Raw genomic sequence first — 17677 nt, 5'->3', positions numbered from 1 at the left:
CCGGGTCAGCGTCGCCCCGGGGCGGCCCGGTCACCGGTGCCCCTGACGGACCTCCTCACCCTGGGCGTCGGCGAGGCCGCCCGCCCGATCACCGCGGTCGTCGTCGGAGTGGGCGCCGACCTGGACACGCTCATGCGGGCCACCTCCGCCTGCCTGGCCGCCGTCACCGCGCTGGGCACGGCGGCCGGAGCGCGGCTCCTGTCCGGAGGCGGGCGGCGCGCGGCGCTGGCCGCCACCGGGTTCACCCTGCTCGTGCTGGCGGCCTGCGGGCCGTACCTGCTGATCCCGGTGGCGATCGGCGCGCTCGCGCTGCTTCAGAAGCTGCGCGGCAGGCCGAGGACCTGGGTGGCCAGGTAGTTCAGGAGGAGTTCCTCGGTCACCGGCGCCACCTTGCCGATCCGGGCGTCGGTGAGCAGGCGGGCCACCGGGTACTCCAGCGAGTACGCCATGCCGCCGTGCGTCTGGAAGGCCGCGTCGGCCGCCTCCCACGCGGCCTGGGAGGCGGTCAGCTTGGCGATGTTGGCCTCGGTCCCGCACGGCAGCCCCCGGTCGAACGACCACGCCGCCTTGTACAACATCAGCCGGGCCAGCTCGATCTTGGCCTTGACCCGGGCCAGCGGGAAGGCGATCGCCTGGTTCGCGCCGATCGCCCGGCCGAACACCTCGCGCTCCTTGGCGTACTCGACCCCGACCCGCAGCGCCACCTCCGCCCCGCCCAGCGCCGAGGCGGCCAGCAGGATGCGCTCGGGGTTCAGGATGTCCCACAGCACCAGCGCGCCCTGGTCCACCTGGCCCACGACGTTGCTCGCCGGAACCCGCAGGTCGTCCAGGAACACCATGTTCGACGGCGTCGTGTTCGCGCCCATCTTGGGGATCGGCCGGTAGCTGAGCTGCCCGGCGGCGACCGCCTCCGGCACGTTCACCAGCAGCACGGTCAGGCCGTTGGTGCGCGGCTTGGCCTCGGCCGCCGGGATCGTCCGCGTCACCAGCAGCATCCAGGTCGCCCGCTGCACGCCGGTGATCCAGATCTTCTGCCCCTTGACCACGAACTCGTCGCCGTCGCGGCGGGCCGAGGTGGTGATGGCCAGCGAGTTCGACCCGGCGTCCGGCTCGGTCAGCGCGAAGCAGGTCTCGATCTCGCCCGTGGCCATCTTGGGCAGAAGCGCGGCCTTCTGCTCGTCCGAGCCGTGCCGGGCGATGGTCAGCGCGCCGAACCCGGGCGTCAGCACGTACGTGAAGGCCGAGCCCCCCGCCGACCCCGACGCCGACAGCGTCTCGGTCGCGACCGCGAGCTCCAGCAGCCCCTGACCGCCACCCCCGTGTTCCTCGGGTACGGCCAGCCCCAGCCACCCGCCCTTGGCCAGCTCCGCCCAGACCTCCTCCGGCCACCGCTTCTCGGCCTCGCAGCGCTGCCAGTAGTCCATGTCATATCGGGCGCAGATGTCGCCGACGCCGCGCTGTACGGCCAGCGCGCTCTCCGGAAGCGTGAAATCCATCGGCCCATCGTAGAAGGAAGTTCTGGTCAGGGTCGAGGCCGGGAAGCCGCCGCGCGGATCACCGTCGATCCACGCGGGCGGCGGGCGCGGGCAGGCTCAGGGGCGGGGGCGGCGCGCGTTGAAGACGAAGGCGGGCGGCGCGTTGCGCCACACCGTACGGCCCGGCACGACCTCCTCGAACCGCTCATCGAGCAGGTTACGGAAGCGGCGGGCCGCGTTGAGCGGAATCGCGTGGATGTAGGAGAACGTGGTGAACGCCCCGCCGGGCCCGAGCGCCGTGCACACCGCGCCGAGCAACTGCCGCTGCAGGCTGTCCGGGAAGGCGGCCCAGGGCAGGCCGCTGACGACCACGTCCGCGCGGTTCAGGCGGCGCTCGGCCAGCAGTTCCGGTAGCCGGGCGGCGTCGTCGCGTACCACGTCCACCAGCGGGTAGCGCTGGGCGAGCAGCCCGGCCAGCGAGTCGTTCAACTCGACGGCCAGGTGGTGCCCGCGCCCGCACAACCGGCGCTGGATCTCGGCCGTGAAGGGACCGGTGCCGGGGCCGAGCTCGACCACGACCGGTTCTCCGCGTTCCGGGATCGGGGCCGAGACCAGCTCGGCCAGCCGCCTGGAACTGGGTGCGAGCGCGCCGATGCTGGCGGGCGAGCGCAGGAACTGGCCCAGAAAGAGAGCGGTGTCGTTAGACATGTGAGGAAACTTACGGCATAGATCGGCGCTCACTCCTCGGTCGAACGGACAGAGTTCCGGCCACTTGGAGGAGGCCCGATCCTCCGCGGGGAGGACCCGGCAGCCGACACGCGGGGATAGCGTTTGTCCATGTTCTGGCGATGGCGGGGAGTACCGCTCGATCTCCTCCTGGCCGCCTCCGGCATCGGCCTTGACCTGCTCATCTCGGGCAAGGCCCCCGCTTGGGAGGCACGGCCGGCCCTGTCCGTGATCCTGTTCGCGGTGCTGGCCGGGGCGCCGATGGGGTTCGTGCGCCGCTGGCCGGTCGCGGTCGTCTTCTACCTCGCGGGCTTCCTCGTCTACACCGACCAGATCGGGTCGTTCACCTCCAACACGGCGCAGGTGCTGCTGTGCGCGGCCCTCGGCGCCGCCGCGTACCGCACCCGCTGGCCCTGGATGGTGGCGGCCGTCGCGGCGGGCGCGGTGGCCAGCGCGTTCAACATCGCCGACCCGGGCGTGGCGTTCACGTCCAGCGCGTGGATGTACTCGGTGGGGATCGTGCTGTTTCCCGCGCTGCTCGGCGCCTATCTGCGGCGGCCGGCCGTACGGCTGGAAGAGCGCGCCATCGCGCCCGACCTGCTGCTCGCGGCGGGCGGCGTCGCCTACGCGGTGCTCAGCACGTGGACGAGCTGGCACGCCGCCGACCAGCCGATCTGGCTCACCGGGCTGCTCGCGGTGGGCGGCGGGCTGTCGCTCGGCGTGGCGCGGCGGCTGCCCGGCCTGGTCTTCCTGCTCCAGGCGATGCTGCTGCTGGCCGCGGACACCTACCTGCCGCAGGTGGTCAACACCTGCATGCTGCTGGTGCTCATCTCCATCGGCGTGTTCGCGATGCGGGTCTCCTCGTGGTTGTGGACCGCCGCCGTCTACCTCGCCGCGTGCATCCTGGGCTCGATCGCCGTCGTCGAGCCGGGCGTCGAGACCACTCCGTTCCGCGTCGTGGTGCTCATGGCGCTGGTCGTCACGCCGGTGGCCATCGGCCGCTACATCGGCGCGAACCAGGCCGCGCGCTCGGCCGAACAGCTGCGCGCCCGCGAGTCGGCCCGCCTGGCCGTCGCCCAGGTACGCGCCGACCAGCTCGCCGAGCGCGAGCGCATCGCCCGCGAGGTCCACGACATCGTCGCCCACCACGTCGGCGCCATGGTGCTGCGAGCCGGCGCCGCCCGCTACGCCGCGCCCGAGGGCCCGATCGCCGACGCGCTCGCCGACATCCGCGAGACCGGCCACCAGGCGCTGGAGGACCTGCGCGGCCTGCTCCACCTGCTGCGCGACCCCGACAGCCCGCCCGACCTCCTCGCCGACCCCGGCGACGTGGTCAGGGAGTCGGCCGAGCGGATGAGCGCCGCCGGCCTCGTCGTCGCGCTCGAACTCGACCCAGCCACCGAGGCGGCGCCGCTGGTCACCCGCGCCTCCGCCGCCCGCATCGTCCAGGAAGGCCTGACGAACGTGCTCAAACACGCAGGACCCGGCACCGAGGTGAGCGTCAGCGTCACCCCCGCCCGCACCGCGGGCGGCCTGTCGGTCGAGGTGCGCAACGGCCCGCCGGCCACCGCCCGCGAGCAGCTGCCCTCCTCCGGGCAGGGGCTGGCCGGGATGCGCGAACGGGTGCGCGCCCTCGGCGGCGCCCTGACCGCCGGCCCCGACGGGCACGGCGGCTGGCTGCTGAGCGCCACCCTGCCCGGCGCCCGGGGGAGCGCCGCGTGATCCGCGTGCTGGTCGCCGACGACCAGGCCCTGGTACGGGCGGGCGTACGCATGCTGCTGCAGGCGGCGGGCGGCATGGAGGTGGTCGGCGAGGCCGTGGACGGCGCCGAGGCCGAGCGCCTGGCCGCCCAGCTCACCCCCGACGTCATCCTCATGGACCTGCGCATGCCCCGCGTCGACGGCCTGGAGGCGACCCGGCGCATCCTGGCGGCCGCCCCGTCGGCCAAAATCGTCGTGCTGACCACCTTCGCCGAGGACGCCAACGTCTACGCCGCGCTGCGCGCCGGGGCGCTCGGCTTCCTGGTCAAGGACGACGAGCCCGAGCGCATGGTCGACGCCGTGCGCAGGGCCGCGATCGGCGAGCAGCTGCTGGCGCCGTCCGTGCTGCGCCGGGTGGTGGAGCGGGCGCTGGCCGCCGAGGACGTACGCGCCGAGTCCACGCCGGCGGCCCACCTGACCGACCGGGAACTCGACGTGCTGACCCTGCTCGGCTCCGGGCTGTCCAACAACGAGATCGCCGAGCTCCTGCACGTGGGCGTGACCACGGTCAAGACGCACGTGGGGGCGGTGATGGAGAAGCTGGGGCTGCGCAACCGCATCCAGGCGGCGGTGGTCGCCCACCGGATGGGGCTGGTGGACGCGCACTTCCGCCCCATCACGCGACCCGCCCCCTGATCAGCTCCGCCAGCGGAGAAACACCGTAGACCCTGGTCATCGTCGCGGCGGTCCTCGGCATCGTCGCCACCCCGCCTGAGATCCTCGGCTTGCCCCCTGAGGTCCTCGGCCTGCCTCCAGAGGTACGGCCCGCCGACGCCTCGTCCGCCGAGGGCGGGACGGCGGGGCGGTCCGTTCTCGGTGCAGGCCCGTTCCCCGTGATCCCCGGGTGCGCGGCCCGCATGATCTCGGACGTGCCGCGGGCCCGCTGGAGCCGGGCGCCCACCATGACCATGCGCAACGCCCGCTCGGCCGCAGCCACCAGGAACTCCTCGCCGCCGTCGATCGCCTCGGCCAGCCGCATGGGTCCGGGCACGATGCTCTCGAAGGCGTCGATGCCCGCCTCGTGCACCTGGCTGGCCCCGGCGCCGATGGTTCCGGCCAGGGCGAGGACGGGCTTGCCGTACCTCTTGGCCCGGCGCGCCACCTCGGCCGGGATCTTCCCCGACGGCGTCTGCGCGTCGATCGCCCCCTCGGCGGTGATCACCAGGTCGGCGGCGGCGATCTTCGCGTCGAGGTCCACGTGGTCGAGCAGCACCTCGAAGCGTGGCAGCAACCGCCCGCCGAGCGCCGCGAGACCCGCGCCGAGGCCGCCGGACGCCCCGCTGCCCGGCGCGGTCCGCAGCCCGGCGGCGCCGAGGTCGCGCTCCAGCACCTCGGCCCAGCGCTCCATCGCGGCGGCCAGTTCCTCGACCCGCTCGGGCGTGGCCCCCTTCTGCGGCCCGAACACCCGCGCCACCCCCTGCGGACCGCACAGCACGTTGCACGGGTTGCAGGCCACGAGCAGCTCCACGCCCGCGAGCCGCGGGTCAAGCCCCGAGACGTCGATCCGGTCCAGCCGGGCCAGCGCCGCACCACCCGCCGGAAGCGGGAGCCCGTCCGCGTCGAGCAGCCGGGCGCCGAGAGCCGTCAGCGCGCCCGCGCCGCCGTCGGAGGTGCCGGAGTCACCACAGCCGACCAGCACCCGCCGCACCCCGTGATCGAGCGCGGCGGCGATCAGCTCGCCCACCCCGTACGTCGTGGTCAGCCCGGGATCGCGCAGCTCACGCGGCACCAGCCGCAGCCCCGCGGTCGCCGCCATCTCCACCACCGCCGTCCCGCCGGGCAGCAGCGCGAGGTGCGAGTCCACCGGCGCGCCGACCGGCCCGGTCGTCCGGTACGGCACCAGCCGCCCGCCCCGCGCCTCGGCCAGCGCGGCGGCCGAGCCCTCGCCTCCGTCCACCAGGGGCAGTGTCTCGGTCCTGGCCAGCGGCAGAACCCGGCGTACCCCTCGGGCGATGGCCTCGGCGACCATCCCCGCGCTCAGGGACTCCTTGAAACCACTCGGGGCGATGAGAATACGCATGATCATCCTTCAGTAGGGCAGGCCGAGAAGCGGCCACACCATGAGTGCGAAAAGCAGAACGAGCCCGGCGGTCAGCGGCGCGAGCACCGCCGACAGGGCCAGCAGGTGGCGGGAGCCGTACGTGGGGACCTCCTCGATACGGTGGAAAAGCGCCACGGGCTTGGCGGAGGCGGGAAGGGTGTGGCAGAACCCCGCGGCGGCCGTCGAGGCGAACGCGGCCGCGGCGGGGGAGACCCCGAGACCGGCGGCGGCGGTGATGACGAGCGGGACCAGCACGCTGGAGCGCGCCGAGCGCGACTGCAGCAGCAGGTGCGCCAGCGTGCTCACGCCGACCACCGCGGCCAGGAACTGCCAGGCCGGCACCCGCACCCCGAACAACCCGCCCGCGAGCCAGCCGGCCGCGCCGGACGTGGTCATGGCCACGCCCATGGCCATGGTGGCGGCCATGAACATGAGCATCGCCCAGGGCACGGTGGCCAGGGCCTTGTTCATGGTGATCGTCCCGGCCTTCGGCGTGGCGGTGAGCACCGCGCCGACGAACGCGACGACCGCGGGCGAGACCCCGTGCAGCGGCTCGGCGCACCACAGCGCCACGACGACGCAGAGCAGCACGGCCGAGCGGCGCTGCGGCCCGTCCAGCGGCCCGCTGACGGCCACGCCGGTCGCCTCGCCGACCGCCTCGGCGTCCACGCTCACCGGCTCGCGCCGGTCGGCCGGCCGCGTGATCATGAGCAGCACGATCTCGGCGCACAGGTGCGAGGAGACGACGGCCAGCGGCAGCCCGAGCAGCAGCCAGTGCGCGAACCCGATCCGCTCGCCCGTGGCCTGGAACAACATCTCGACCGTGATGAGATGCGCGCCCGCCCCGATGAGGGAGGCGACAGCCGAAAGCAGAATCACGGCCGGAAAGACCAGCGCCAGCGCCACCACGACCCGGCGCCGCCCCTCCAGCACCTTGGCCAGCGCCAGGAACACCGGCACGGCCAGCGCCGCCCGCCCCGACGTGGCCGGAACCGCGAACGCGCTCACCACCAGCGCCGCCGTGGTCAGGTGCACCAGCCGCCGCACGGTCTTCGCCCGCGACACCAGCCAGGCGGTCGCCCGCGCGGCCAGCCCCGATGCCGACACCCCGGCCGCGATCACGAAGGCGCAGATGAGCAGCCACACGGTCGGCTCACCGAGCGCCCCGAAGAAGTCGTCGGCCGGCAGCACCCCCGACACCACCAGCACCAGCCCGGCCCCGAGGGCGACGAGGGTGTCGTCCACCTTGGCGATCACCCACAGAACGGTCGCCACCGCGAACACCCCCAGCGTGATCTTCCCCTGCGTGCCGAGCCCCGGCGTGAACATCACGACGGCGGTCACGGCGAGGGCGCTGAGGAGTGCGGCGGAGATCGTTCTTGTCACGACCACGATCGTCGCGGCGCGTGATTACCCGTTCATGAGGCGTTCATGAGCGCTCTCTCACGATTGCCGTAGCCTGGAGGGGTGTACGTCAAGATCTGCGGCCTGAGCGAAGAAGAGCACGTCCGGACCGCCGTCGAGGCCGGCGCCGACGCCATCGGCCTCGTGCTCACCCACAGCCCGCGCCGCGTCACCCCCGAGCGCGCGGCCGAACTCGCCGCGCTGGTGCCCCCGCATGTCCTGACCGTGGGCGTCTTCAAAGGCGAGGACCCCGACACGGTCAGAGCCGCGGCCCTCGCGGCAGGCGTGCGCGCGATCCAGCTCCACGGCAACCACCCGCACTCCGACTTCACCGCCCTGAAGGACCTGGGCCTCACGCTGGTGCGCGCCGTGGCCGCCGACGCCGACCTGCGCTGCGGTGCCTACGACGAGGACCTTTTGCTGGTCGACGCGCCCCGGGCGGGCGCGGGCGAGCCATGGGACTGGTCCGCCGTCCGCGGCCGCCCGACGGGCCGCTGGCTGTTGGCGGGCGGCCTCACCCCCGGCAACGTGCGCGCGGCTGTGGCGGCCGCCGCGCCGTGGGGCGTGGACGTCTCCAGTGGCGTGGAGGTCGCGCGCGGCGTCAAGGACTCCGCCCTCATCCGCGCCTTCCTCACCGCCGCCCGCCCCTAACCCCCCTCCCAGGTACGCCCCCGCCCACCACCTCCCAACCACCCTCCCTGCACCACCTGCAGATTGAACCCCCTACGCCCGCCTCCGGGACCCGCGTGCCCTGACCTGAGAGCCCGCGTTCCGGGTCGCCATGCCGCGTGCCCCGCTCCCGTGCCCTGACCTGAGAGCCCCGCCTTCCGGGGTTCCCGCGCCGCGGGCCTGCCGTCCGGGGCGCCGCGTCACGTGCCTGCGCCCGCGAGCGTGGTGGGGGGAAATGGGGGAGTCCGGGGATGCGCCGCAGGTGATCGCGTGGGAGGACAACCCGACGCAGTAGGGTCGCAGCGTGAGCGAAACTTCCGCCGAGGACCGGATCTGGACAGTTCCGAACCTGCTGAGCTTCCTGCGCCTGCTTGGCGTCCCCGTGTTCCTCTGGCTGGTTCTCGGGCCCAAGGCGGACGGCTGGGCCATCGCGCTGCTGATGGTGGCCGGGTTCACCGACTGGCTCGACGGCAAGATCGCCCGCGCGTTCAACCAGACCAGCCGCCTCGGCCGGATCATCGACCCGGCCGCCGACAAGCTCTACGTGTTCGCCACGATCATCGGCCTGCTGTTGCGCGAGGTCATCCCCTGGTGGCTGGTGGTGCTGATCCTCGGTCGTGAACTCTTCGTCGCGAGTTTCGCTCCCGTCCTCCGCAAACACGGCTACAGGGCACTCCAGGTGCATTTTCTGGGCAAAGCCGCCATGTTCAACCTGATGTACGCCTTCCCGCTCCTCTTCCTCGCGTCCCACACTGGGTGGTATGCGGAAATTGCCCGGATTACCGGCTGGGCCTTCGCGATCTGGGGAACGGGCCTGTACTGGTGGGCGGGGCTGTTGTATGTGGTACAGGTGCGCCAGCTCATAAAGGCCGACAAGAAGGAGTGATCGGGTGAAGGCGGTCGTGATGGCGGGCGGGGAGGGTACTCGGCTGCGACCGATGACCGCCAACCAGCCCAAACCTCTCCTGCCGGTGGTCAACCGCCCGATCATGGAGCACGTGCTCCGGCTGCTCAAACGGCACGGCCTCACCGAGACCGTCGTGACCGTGCAGTTTCTCGCCGCGCTCGTGCGCAACTACTTCGGCGACGGCGACGAGCTCGGCATGAGCCTCAACTACGCCACAGAGGACCTCCCGCTCGGCACCGCCGGAAGCGTCAAGAACGCCGCGGACAAGCTCAGGGACGACCGCTTCCTGGTCATATCCGGCGACGCCCTGACGGATATCGATTTATCGGACATGATCCGTTTCCATCGTGAGAATGCGGCGCTTGTCACCATCGGCTTGAAACGCGTGCCCAACCCGCTCGAGTTCGGGATCATCATCGTCGATGAGCACGGCCGCATCCAGCGCTTCCTCGAAAAACCCACCTGGGGCCAGGTCTTCTCCGACACCGTCAACACCGGCATCTACGTCATGGAGCCCGAGGTCCTCGACGAGGTCGCCGACGGCGAGGTGGTCGACTGGTCGGCCGACGTCTTCCCCCGCCTGCTCAAGCGCGGCGCCCCGCTCTTCGGCTACGTCGCCGAGGGCTACTGGGAGGACGTCGGCACCCACGAGAGCTACCTCAAGGCCCAGGCCGACGCCCTGTTGGGACGCGTCCAGCTCGACATCGGCGGCTTCGAACGCTCCCCGGGCGTCTGGGTCGCCGAATCGGCCACCGTGGACCCCGACGCCGTCCTGAAGGGCCCCCTGCTCATCGGCGAGTACGCCAAGATCGAGGCCGGCGCCGAACTGCGCGAGTACACCGTCGTCGGCAACAACGCGCTGGTCCGCGAGGGCGCCTTCCTGCACCGCGCCGTCCTGCACGACAACGTCTACCTCGGCCCCGGCGCCCACCTGCGCGGCTGCGTGATCGGCAAGGGCACCGACCTCATGACCGGCGCCCGCGTCGAGGAGAACGCCGTCATCGGCGACGACTGCGTCATCGAGGCCGAGGCCTACGTCTCCAGCGGCGTGCGCGTCTACCCCTTCAAGACCATCGAGGCCGGAGCCGTCGTCAACACCAGCGTCATCTGGGAGTCGCGCGGTCAGCGCAGCCTGTTCGGCCCCCGCGGCGTCAGCGGCCTGGTCAACGTCGAGATCACCCCCGAGCTGTGCGTACGGCTGGCCAGCGCCTACGCCACGACCCTCAAGAAGGGCGAACGGGTGGTCACCGCCCGGGACTCCTCACTGGCCGCCAGAGCGCTCAAACGGGCCGTCATCGGCGCCCTGACCGCCAGCGCCATCAACGTCCTGGACCTGGAGGCCGCTCCGCTGCCCGTGGCGCGCTTTCACACCTCCCGCGAGGCGGCGGCGGGCGGCATCGCCCTGCGTACCACCGCGGGCGACCCCCAGAGCGTCGACATCGTCTTCATGGACCAGCGCGGCGCCGACCTGCCGCCCGCCGCCCAGCGCAAGCTGGAGCGCGTCTACTCCCGCCAGGAGTTCCGCCGCGCGTTCCCCGGCGAGATCGCCGAGCTGCGCTACCCGGCCAGGGCCGTCGAGGACTACGCCCACGAGCTGCTGGCCTGTGTGGACATGACCGGAGTGCGCGAGATGAAGGTCGTCGTCGACTGCGCCGGAGGCACCTCCACGCTGGTCCTGCCGACGCTGCTCGGCCGCGTCGGCGTCGAGGTGCTGACCGTCAACGCCCGCCTGGACGAGGCCTCGCCCACCGAGACCCTCGCCGAGCGCCGCCGCGATCTGCAGCGCCTGGCCGAGCTGGTCAGCTCCTCACGGGCCGCGTTCGGCGTGCGCTTCGACCCCATGGGCGAGCGCATCGCCCTGGTGGACGAGATGGGCCAGCTCATCGGCGAGGAACGCGCCCTGCTCGTCGTGCTCGACCTCGTCGCCGCCGAGCGCCGCCGCGGGCGCGTCGCCCTGCCCGTCACCACCACCCGCGTCGCCGAGCAGGTCTGCCGCTTCCACGGCGTCCAGGTCGAGTGGACCTCGACTGCCACCGACGCGCTCACCTCCGCCGCGTCCGCCGAGGACCTGATCTTCGCCGGAGACGGCAGGGGCGGCTTCATCGTGCCCGAGTTCAGCCCCGCCGTGGACGGCCTCGCGGCCTTCATGCGCCTGCTCGGCCTGGTCGCCCGCACCCGCCTGTCGCTCAGCCAGATCGACGCCCGCATCCCCGAGGCGAGCCTGCTCAAGCGCAGCGTCCCCACCCCGTGGGCGGCCAAGGGCGCGGTGATGCGCTCGGTCATCGAGGCCGCGGAAACGGTCGGCGAGGGCTTCCGCGTCGACACCACCGACGGTGTACGGCTGGCCGCCGAGGACGGCAGCTGGGCGCTCATCCTCCCGGCCGCCAGCGAGCCCGTCACGGACGTCTGGGCCGAGGCCGCCGACGCCGACTCGGCACAGGCACTCCTGGAACGCTGGGCCCGCATCGTCGAACAGGCCTCGGGAGCATGAGACACCGGACGGCCAAGCGGCTCCGGCAGCATGAGACACGGGACCGCCGAGCGGGCCTCGGCAGCATGAGACACCGGACCGCCGGGAGGGCTTCGGGGGCGTGAGGCGCCGGGTCGCCGAGCGGGCTTCGGAGGGCGTGTGGGATCGGACCGCCGAGGTGGGACGCGCGGAGTCGCCGCCGGGCCACCAGAACGTAACGGACCCGATCATTGCGCGGGATTCCGGAGTGTGACACGCCGGAGCTTCGAGTGGATCATCGGGGGCGGATCTGGGAGGATGACCTGCCGGATTGCCCGGCAGGCAACAGGAACGTGACAGAAAGGCAGCGCGGCGGCATGGACCTTGAGGCAGACTCGGCGGTAACTTTGTCACCGTCCAAACCTGTCGTCAGGCGTCCGTCTTGACCTTCGTCGCTGATCAGCGTAAGTTGCGGCATTCGCAAACTTGAAGAGCGAAGCGAGGCGCGCCCCGAGCACCGTTGCCGCGACTTCGCGGTAGGAGGCCGAGCCGATCGATGCCGAGCGTCTACTGCACGCAGTGCGGGCACGCCAACCCCGAGGATGCCCGTTTCTGCTCCCGCTGTGGGTCACCGCTGACCAGACCCGAGGTCGCCGGGGACACCACTTCGACCATCTCGGTGGCGGGAATCGAGGCGTACGAGGCGGAGACCGGTGAGTTCATGCTCGCCGAGCGGGCCCTGGTGGAGCAGTTGCCTCCGGGCACCGCGCTGCTCACGGTCACCAGGGGTCCCAACGTCGGCAGCCGCTTCCGGCTCGACAAGGACCTCACCACGACCGGGCGCCACCCCGAGAGCGACATCTTCCTCGACGACATCACGGTCTCGCGCAGGCACGTGGAGTTCTACCGCCACCACGGCGGCCAGTTCTCCGTGCGCGACGTGGGCAGCCTCAACGGCACCTACGTCAACCGCGAGCGCATCGAGGAGGTGCCGCTGCACTCCGGCGACGAGGTGCAGATCGGCAAGTTCCGGCTGGTCTTCCTGATGCGGACCGCCCTCGCGGGATGACCTCTCAGGCGGCCCGCTCGCACATGAGCATCGGGGAGGTGCTCGGCCTGCTGCACGCCGAGTTCCCCGACGTGACGATCTCCAAGATCCGTTTTCTGGAGGGGGAGGGGCTCATCGAGCCCGAGCGCAGCCCGTCCGGTTACCGCAAGTTCACGCATCTGCACGTGGAGCAGCTGCGTTTCATCCTGCGCGAGCAGCGTGATCACTATCTCCCGCTGCGCGTGATCAAGGATAAGATGGCCGAGTCGTTCGGGCGGCCGCATGCCGTACAGGAGAATTCCGAGGTGCGGCTCAGCCGCGCCGAGCTCCTGGAGGCGGCGGGGCTGAGCGAGGAGACGCTCACCGAGCTGGAGGACTACGGCCTGCTGGCCCCCGTCGCGCGCCGCTATGACGAGGACGCTCTCCAGGTGGCGCGCAGCGTCGGCGCGCTGGCCAGGTTCGGTCTGCACGCCCGGCATCTGCGGGCGGTGAAGGCCGCGGCCGAGCGTGAGGCGGGGCTGGTGGAGCAGACCGTCGCGCCCATACTCAAGCGCCGCCGGCCGGGCGCGATCGGGGAGGCCGACGAGGTGGGCAGGGAACTGTCCACACTTCTGCTCGACTTGCACGCGGCCCTGCTGCGCACGGGCGTGCGGAGTGTCCTGGGCCGATGAAGAGGCCACCGGCGCGCCCTCAGGTGTCCGCCGGGTGTTACGTTGAATTGCATAAGAGCGGTCAGGTGTCGGATACGGAGCAGCCCGTGTTGCAGATGGAGGTAGTGGGCGTTCGCGTTGAAATGCCCACAAATCAGCCGATCGTCTTGCTCAAGGAGGCACACGGAGAGCGGTTCCTGCCGATCTGGATTGGGATGACCGAGGCGACCGCCATCGCGCTGGCCCAGGCCGAGGAGCCGCCGCCGCGACCCCTCACCCACGACCTGTTCCGCGACGTGCTCAGCGCGCTCGGCGTCGGCCTGCGCGCGGTCAACATCGTCGCGCTGCGTGACGGCATCTTCTTCGCCGATCTGGTCTTCTCCAACGGCGTCGAAGTGAGCGCCAGACCCTCCGACTCCATCGCGCTCGCCCTGCGCACCGGTGCCCGGATCTTCGCCAGCGAGGAGGTCGTGCAGGAAGCCGGTGTGATCATCCCTGACGACCAGGAGGACGAGGTGGAGAAGTTCAGGGAGTTCCTTGACACGATCACGCCCGAGGACTTCGGCAGGGCGGGGTAGGTATTTCAGTGAATTTACGCTTCACGACGCGCCGAGCCGGATCGTTGACTGCGCTTGGTCACGGTCCTACGGTGCAAGTGAAACCCGTGGTCGCGCGTTGCGAACCCCCAGATCAGGCCGCGGGATGAGAGAAAGCCGGAGGTCCGCGTGGCGGTCAGCAGCGGCGAGGGAAAGACGGCCGGCCAGGAAGATCCGGCGCGGCGCGAGAGCGCGCGGCAGCGTGCCGGAGAGCAGGGCCTGCTCTTCGACGACGCCCCCGCGACACTTCCCGGTGACATCGGCTACCGGGGCCCGACGGCCTGCTCGGCGGCCGGCATCACCTACAGGCAGCTCGACTACTGGGCCAGAACCGGCCTGGTCGAGCCCACGATAAGGGCCGCCCAGGGCTCCGGCTCGCAGCGCCTGTACAGCTTCCGCGACATCCTGGTGCTCAAGGTCGTCAAGCGGCTGCTCGACACCGGGGTCTCGCTCCAGCAGATCCGCACCGCCGTACAGCATCTGCGTGATCGAGGCGTCGGCGACCTCGCGCAGATCACGCTCATGAGCGACGGCGTCAGCGTCTACGAGTGCACCTCGGCCGACGAGGTCATCGACCTGCTGCAGGGCGGTCAGGGCGTGTTCGGGATCGCGCTGGGCAAGGTCTGGCGGGAAGTCGAGGGGTCGCTCGCGGAGCTGCCGGGGGAACGAGCCGCGGCCGGTGACGACCCGGCCGACCACCCCGCGGACGAGCTGGCCCAGCGGCGGCGCGCGCGCAAGATCGGATAGCTGAGCGAGCCGGAGCGCCCGACGCGGTCCGGCGTAGTAATCTAGAGCCCGAAGGCTGACGACCCCGTGCGGGAGAGTCCCCGACCCTGAGTCGGGGCGCCGAAGGAGCAACCCTCCCCGGAATCTCTCAGGCAACCGGTACCGCTCGGGTGAGGCAACTCTGGAAAGCAGGCACGCCAGCCAGGCGCGCCTCACCGACGGTGCAAGCCCCGCCCGCGGGGTGAAGCTCTCAGGTCCCATGACAGAGGGGGAGACCCGGCCACCGCGCCCCGGCGCCGGTCTCCATCGCCTCGGGAGGGCACCCTCATGACCGACCTGACAGCACCCGCGTTCTCCACCCGCCACATCGGGCCCTCGGCCGACGAGCAGCAGCGGATGCTGGAGGCCGTCGGCTTCGAGTCGGTCTCCGACCTGGTCGCGGTGGCGGTGCCCGAGGCCATCAGGGCCAAGGACCAGCTGAAGCTGCCCCCGGCGGCCAGCGAGACCGAGGTCATCGCCGAACTGCGCGAGCTGGCCGGCCGCAACCGCGTGCTCACCTCGATGATCGGCCTGGGCTACCACGACACGATCACGCCCGCGGTGATCCGCCGCAACCTGCTGGAGAACCCCGGCTGGTATACCGCGTACACGCCCTACCAGCCCGAGATCTCGCAGGGCCGCCTTGAGGCGCTGCTCAACTTCCAGACGGTCGTCTCCGACCTCACCGGCCTCGACGTGGCCGGCGCCTCCCTCCTGGACGAAGGCACAGCAGCCGCCGAGGCGATGACGCTGGCCCGCCGGGCCGGCAAGTCCAAGAGCGACGTGTTCGTCGTCGACGCCGACGCCCTCCCGCAGACCAAGGCCGTGCTGGCCACCCGCGCCGAGCCGCTGGGCATCGAGCTCGTCTACTCCGACCTCGACGGCGAACTGCCCGAGTGTTTCGGGGTGCTGGTGCAGTACCCGGGCGCCTCGGGCCGGGTGCGCGACTTCCGCGCGCTGGCCGAGCGGGCGCACGGCGCGGGCGCCCTCGTGGTCGCCGCCGCCGACCTGCTCGCCCTGACGCTCATCGCCGCGCCCGGCGCGCTCGGCGCCGACATCGCGATCGGCTCATCCCAGCGCTTCGGCGTGCCGTTCGGGTTCGGCGGGCCGCACGCCGCGTACATGTCGGTGCGCGAGGGGCTGCAGCGGCAGATGCCCGGCCGCCTGGTCGGGGTCTCCGTGGACGCCGACGGCGCGCCCGCCTACCGCCTGGCCCTGCAGACCCGCGAGCAGCACATCCGCCGCGAGAAGGCCACCTCCAACATCTGCACCGCCCAGGTGCTGCTGGCCGTCATCGCCGGCATGTACGCGGTCTACCACGGGCCCGACGGCCTGCGGCGGATCGCCCGCCGTACCCACGCCCACGCCGTGACGCTCGCCGAGGTGCTGCGCGCGGGCCGGGTGGAGGTCGCGCACGGCGAGTTCTTCGACACCGTGACCGCCCGCGTGCCCGGCAGGGCCGCGCGGGTCGTCGCCGAGGCGGCCGCCCGCGGCGTCAACCTCTGGCAGGTCGACGCCGACCACGTCTCGGTCTCCTGCGACGAGAAGACCGAGCTCGCCCACCTGGAGCAGGTCGCCGCCGCCTTCGGCGTCTCCGCCGAGCTCAGCGGCCTGGCCGGGGACGACGCGCTGCCCGCCTCGCTCGCCCGCGAGGACGACTACCTCACCCACCCGGTCTTCCACAGCCACCGCTCCGAGACCGCCATGCTGCGCTACCTGCGCAAGCTGCAGGACAAGGACATCGCCCTCGACCGTTCGATGATCCCGCTGGGCTCCTGCACGATGAAGCTCAACGCGACCACCGAGATGGAGCCGATCACCTGGCCCGAGTTCGCGGCCGTGCACCCCTACGCCCCGGCCGAGCAGACCGAGGGCTACCTGGAGCTGATCGGCACGCTGGAGTCCTGGCTGGCCGAGGTGACCGGCTACGACGCCGTCTCCATCCAGCCCAACGCCGGCTCCCAGGGCGAGTTCGCCGGGCTGCTGGCCATCCGCGCCTACCACCAGGCGGCCGGCGACACCGCCCGCGAGGTCTGCCTCATCCCGTCCTCCGCCCACGGCACCAACGCCGCCAGCGCCGTCATGGCCGGCATGCGCGTGGTCGTGGTCGCCTGCGACGACGAGGGCAACATCGACCTCGCCGACCTCGACGCCAAGATCGCCAAGCACCGCGACGCGCTGGCCGCGATCATGGTCACCTACCCGTCCACCCACGGCGTGTACGAGGAGACCATCACCGAGATCTGCGCCAAGGTCCACGAGGCCGGCGGCCAGGTCTACGTCGACGGCGCCAACCTCAACGCCCTCGTCGGCCTGGCCAAGCCCGGCGAGTTCGGCGCCGACGTCTCCCACCTCAACCTGCACAAGACCTTCTGCATCCCGCACGGCGGCGGCGGCCCCGGCGTCGGCCCGGTCGCCGTCCGCGCGCACCTGGCCGCCTATCTGCCCGGTCACGCGCTGCGTCCCGGCTCGCCGGTCGGCGCGGTCTCCGCCGCCCCGTACGGCTCCGCCGGCATCCTGCCCATCTCCTGGGCCTACATCAGGATGATGGGCGGCGAAGGCCTCAAGGCCGCCACCGAGCAGGCCATCCTGTCGGCCAACTACCTGGCCCGCCGCCTGGCCCCGCACTTCCCGGTCCTCTACACCGGCCGTGGCGGTCTGGTCGCCCACGAGTGCATCATCGACCTGCGCCAGATCACCAAGGAGACCGGCGTCACCGTCGACGACGTGGCCAAGCGCCTCATCGACTACGGCTTCCACGCGCCCACGATGTCGTTCCCGGTGGCCGGCACGCTGATGATCGAGCCGACCGAGAGCGAGGACCTGGCCGAGCTCGACCGCTTCGCCGACGCCATGATCGCCATCCGCGGCGAGATCGCCAAGGTGGCCTCGGGCGCCTACGACAAGGACGACAACCCGCTGCGCAACGCCCCGCACACCGCCGGGGCGGCCACCTCCGACACCTGGGCGCACCCCTACACCCGCGCCGAGGCCGCCTACCCGGTCAGCTCGCTGCGCGACGGCAAGTACTGGGTGCCGGTGCGCCGCATCGACCAGGCCTACGGTGACCGCAACCTGGTCTGCGCCTGCCCGCCGCTGGAGGCGTACGAGGACTGAGCTTCTTCTGACGGCCCCGGGAAGGCGCTTTGTGCCTCCCCGGGGCCTTCGGCTGTCCGGGCTCGGGAGC

15 protein-coding genes and 1 riboswitch are annotated in these 17677 nt (G+C 72.0%); of the genes, 11 read left to right on the top strand and 4 right to left on the bottom strand.

Annotated features, from left to right (window positions below; genetic code table 11):
* Positions 1-36 precede the first annotated feature (36 nt).
* Complete coding sequence (locus tag HNR40_RS19375; protein WP_184963209.1) at positions 37-357, top strand: hypothetical protein; 321 nt, start codon at positions 37-39, stop codon at positions 355-357.
* On the opposite strand, the gene HNR40_RS19370 is transcribed toward HNR40_RS19375, so the two are convergent.
* Positions 315-1496, bottom strand: coding sequence for an acyl-CoA dehydrogenase family protein (locus tag HNR40_RS19370; protein ID WP_184963207.1), 1182 nt, complete (start codon positions 1494-1496; stop codon positions 315-317). The genes HNR40_RS19375 and HNR40_RS19370 overlap by 43 nt on opposite strands.
* 96 nt (positions 1497-1592) lie before the next feature.
* The gene (locus HNR40_RS19365) at positions 1593-2183 is read right to left on the bottom strand and encodes a class I SAM-dependent methyltransferase (RefSeq protein ID WP_184963205.1); all 591 of its coding nucleotides are present in this window, start codon (positions 2181-2183) and stop codon (positions 1593-1595) included.
* Positions 2184-2312: 129 nt separating this feature from the next.
* Between HNR40_RS19365 and HNR40_RS19360 the strand changes: the two genes are divergently transcribed.
* Complete coding sequence (locus HNR40_RS19360) at positions 2313-3923, top strand: sensor histidine kinase (RefSeq protein WP_246509271.1); 1611 nt, start codon at positions 2313-2315, stop codon at positions 3921-3923.
* Complete coding sequence (locus tag HNR40_RS19355) at positions 3920-4597, top strand: response regulator (protein WP_184963203.1); 678 nt, start codon at positions 3920-3922, stop codon at positions 4595-4597. The genes HNR40_RS19360 and HNR40_RS19355 overlap by 4 nt, the downstream gene beginning before the upstream one ends.
* Here HNR40_RS19355 and HNR40_RS19350 read toward each other — a convergent pair.
* Positions 4578-5981 (bottom strand): glycerate kinase family protein, encoded by a 1404-nt coding sequence (locus HNR40_RS19350; RefSeq protein WP_246509270.1) that lies wholly within the window; start codon positions 5979-5981, stop codon positions 4578-4580. The two genes, HNR40_RS19355 and HNR40_RS19350, sit on opposite strands and share 20 nt — an antisense overlap.
* Positions 5982-5990: 9 nt before the next feature.
* The gene (locus tag HNR40_RS19345; protein WP_221340596.1) at positions 5991-7388 is read right to left on the bottom strand and encodes an SLC13 family permease; all 1398 of its coding nucleotides are present in this window, start codon (positions 7386-7388) and stop codon (positions 5991-5993) included.
* An 81-nt stretch (positions 7389-7469) separates the two neighbouring features.
* On the opposite strand from HNR40_RS19345, the gene HNR40_RS19340 reads away from it, so the two are divergent.
* From HNR40_RS19340 to gcvP, 8 genes are all read left to right on the top strand, one after another.
* On the top strand, positions 7470-8057 hold the full coding sequence (locus HNR40_RS19340; protein ID WP_184963197.1) for a phosphoribosylanthranilate isomerase: 588 nt from the start codon (positions 7470-7472) through the stop codon (positions 8055-8057).
* 322 nt (positions 8058-8379) lie between these two features.
* Positions 8380-8961, top strand: a complete 582-nt coding sequence (clsA, locus tag HNR40_RS19335) for a cardiolipin synthase ClsA (protein WP_184963195.1) — start codon at positions 8380-8382, stop codon at positions 8959-8961.
* A gap of 4 nt (positions 8962-8965) precedes the next feature.
* A complete protein-coding gene (locus tag HNR40_RS19330; protein ID WP_184963193.1) occupies positions 8966-11473 on the top strand; it encodes a mannose-1-phosphate guanyltransferase in 2508 nt (835 codons plus the stop codon).
* Positions 11474-11987: 514 nt separating this feature from the next.
* Entirely contained in the window at positions 11988-12500 is a 513-nt protein-coding gene (locus HNR40_RS19325) for a double zinc ribbon and FHA domain-containing protein (RefSeq protein ID WP_184963191.1), read from the top strand.
* Positions 12497-13150, top strand: coding sequence for a transcriptional regulator FtsR (ftsR, locus tag HNR40_RS19320; RefSeq protein ID WP_184963189.1), 654 nt, complete (start codon positions 12497-12499; stop codon positions 13148-13150). Before HNR40_RS19325 ends, ftsR begins: the two co-directional genes overlap by 4 nt.
* An 86-nt stretch (positions 13151-13236) precedes the next feature.
* A complete protein-coding gene (locus tag HNR40_RS19315; protein WP_090771501.1) occupies positions 13237-13707 on the top strand; it encodes a bifunctional nuclease family protein in 471 nt (156 codons plus the stop codon).
* Between the two features lie 147 nt (positions 13708-13854).
* Positions 13855-14472 carry a MerR family transcriptional regulator gene (locus HNR40_RS19310; protein WP_184963187.1) on the top strand — a complete coding sequence of 206 codons (618 nt, stop codon included), beginning with the start codon at positions 13855-13857 and terminating at the stop codon, positions 14470-14472.
* Positions 14473-14531: 59 nt separating this feature from the next.
* A riboswitch (glycine riboswitch) is annotated at positions 14532-14626 on the top strand.
* A 152-nt stretch (positions 14627-14778) separates the two neighbouring features.
* Positions 14779-17607 (top strand): aminomethyl-transferring glycine dehydrogenase, encoded by a 2829-nt coding sequence (gene gcvP, locus HNR40_RS19305; RefSeq protein WP_184963185.1) that lies wholly within the window; start codon positions 14779-14781, stop codon positions 17605-17607.
* Positions 17608-17677 lie beyond the last annotated feature (70 nt).

The organism is Nonomuraea endophytica, from assembly GCF_014203235.1.
In the GTDB taxonomy this organism is placed as follows: domain Bacteria; phylum Actinomycetota; class Actinomycetes; order Streptosporangiales; family Streptosporangiaceae; genus Nonomuraea; species Nonomuraea endophytica.
The sequence above is the reverse complement of the archived record's forward strand: the minus strand, read 5'-3'. Positions and strand labels throughout refer to the sequence as shown.

Coding starts and splice junctions, on each gene's coding strand:
- HNR40_RS19365 (WP_184963205.1), bottom strand. CDS start 2,183: ATGTCTAACGACACCGCTCTCTTTCTGGGCCAGTTCCTGCGCTCGCCC.
- HNR40_RS19325 (WP_184963191.1), top strand. CDS start 11,988: ATGCCGAGCGTCTACTGCACGCAGTGCGGGCACGCCAACCCCGAGGAT.
- HNR40_RS19370 (WP_184963207.1), bottom strand. CDS start 1,496: ATGGATTTCACGCTTCCGGAGAGCGCGCTGGCCGTACAGCGCGGCGTC.
- HNR40_RS19350 (WP_246509270.1), bottom strand. CDS start 5,981: ATGCGTATTCTCATCGCCCCGAGTGGTTTCAAGGAGTCCCTGAGCGCG.
- gcvP (WP_184963185.1), top strand. CDS start 14,779: ATGACCGACCTGACAGCACCCGCGTTCTCCACCCGCCACATCGGGCCC.
- ftsR (WP_184963189.1), top strand. CDS start 12,497: ATGACCTCTCAGGCGGCCCGCTCGCACATGAGCATCGGGGAGGTGCTC.
- HNR40_RS19360 (WP_246509271.1), top strand. CDS start 2,313: ATGTTCTGGCGATGGCGGGGAGTACCGCTCGATCTCCTCCTGGCCGCC.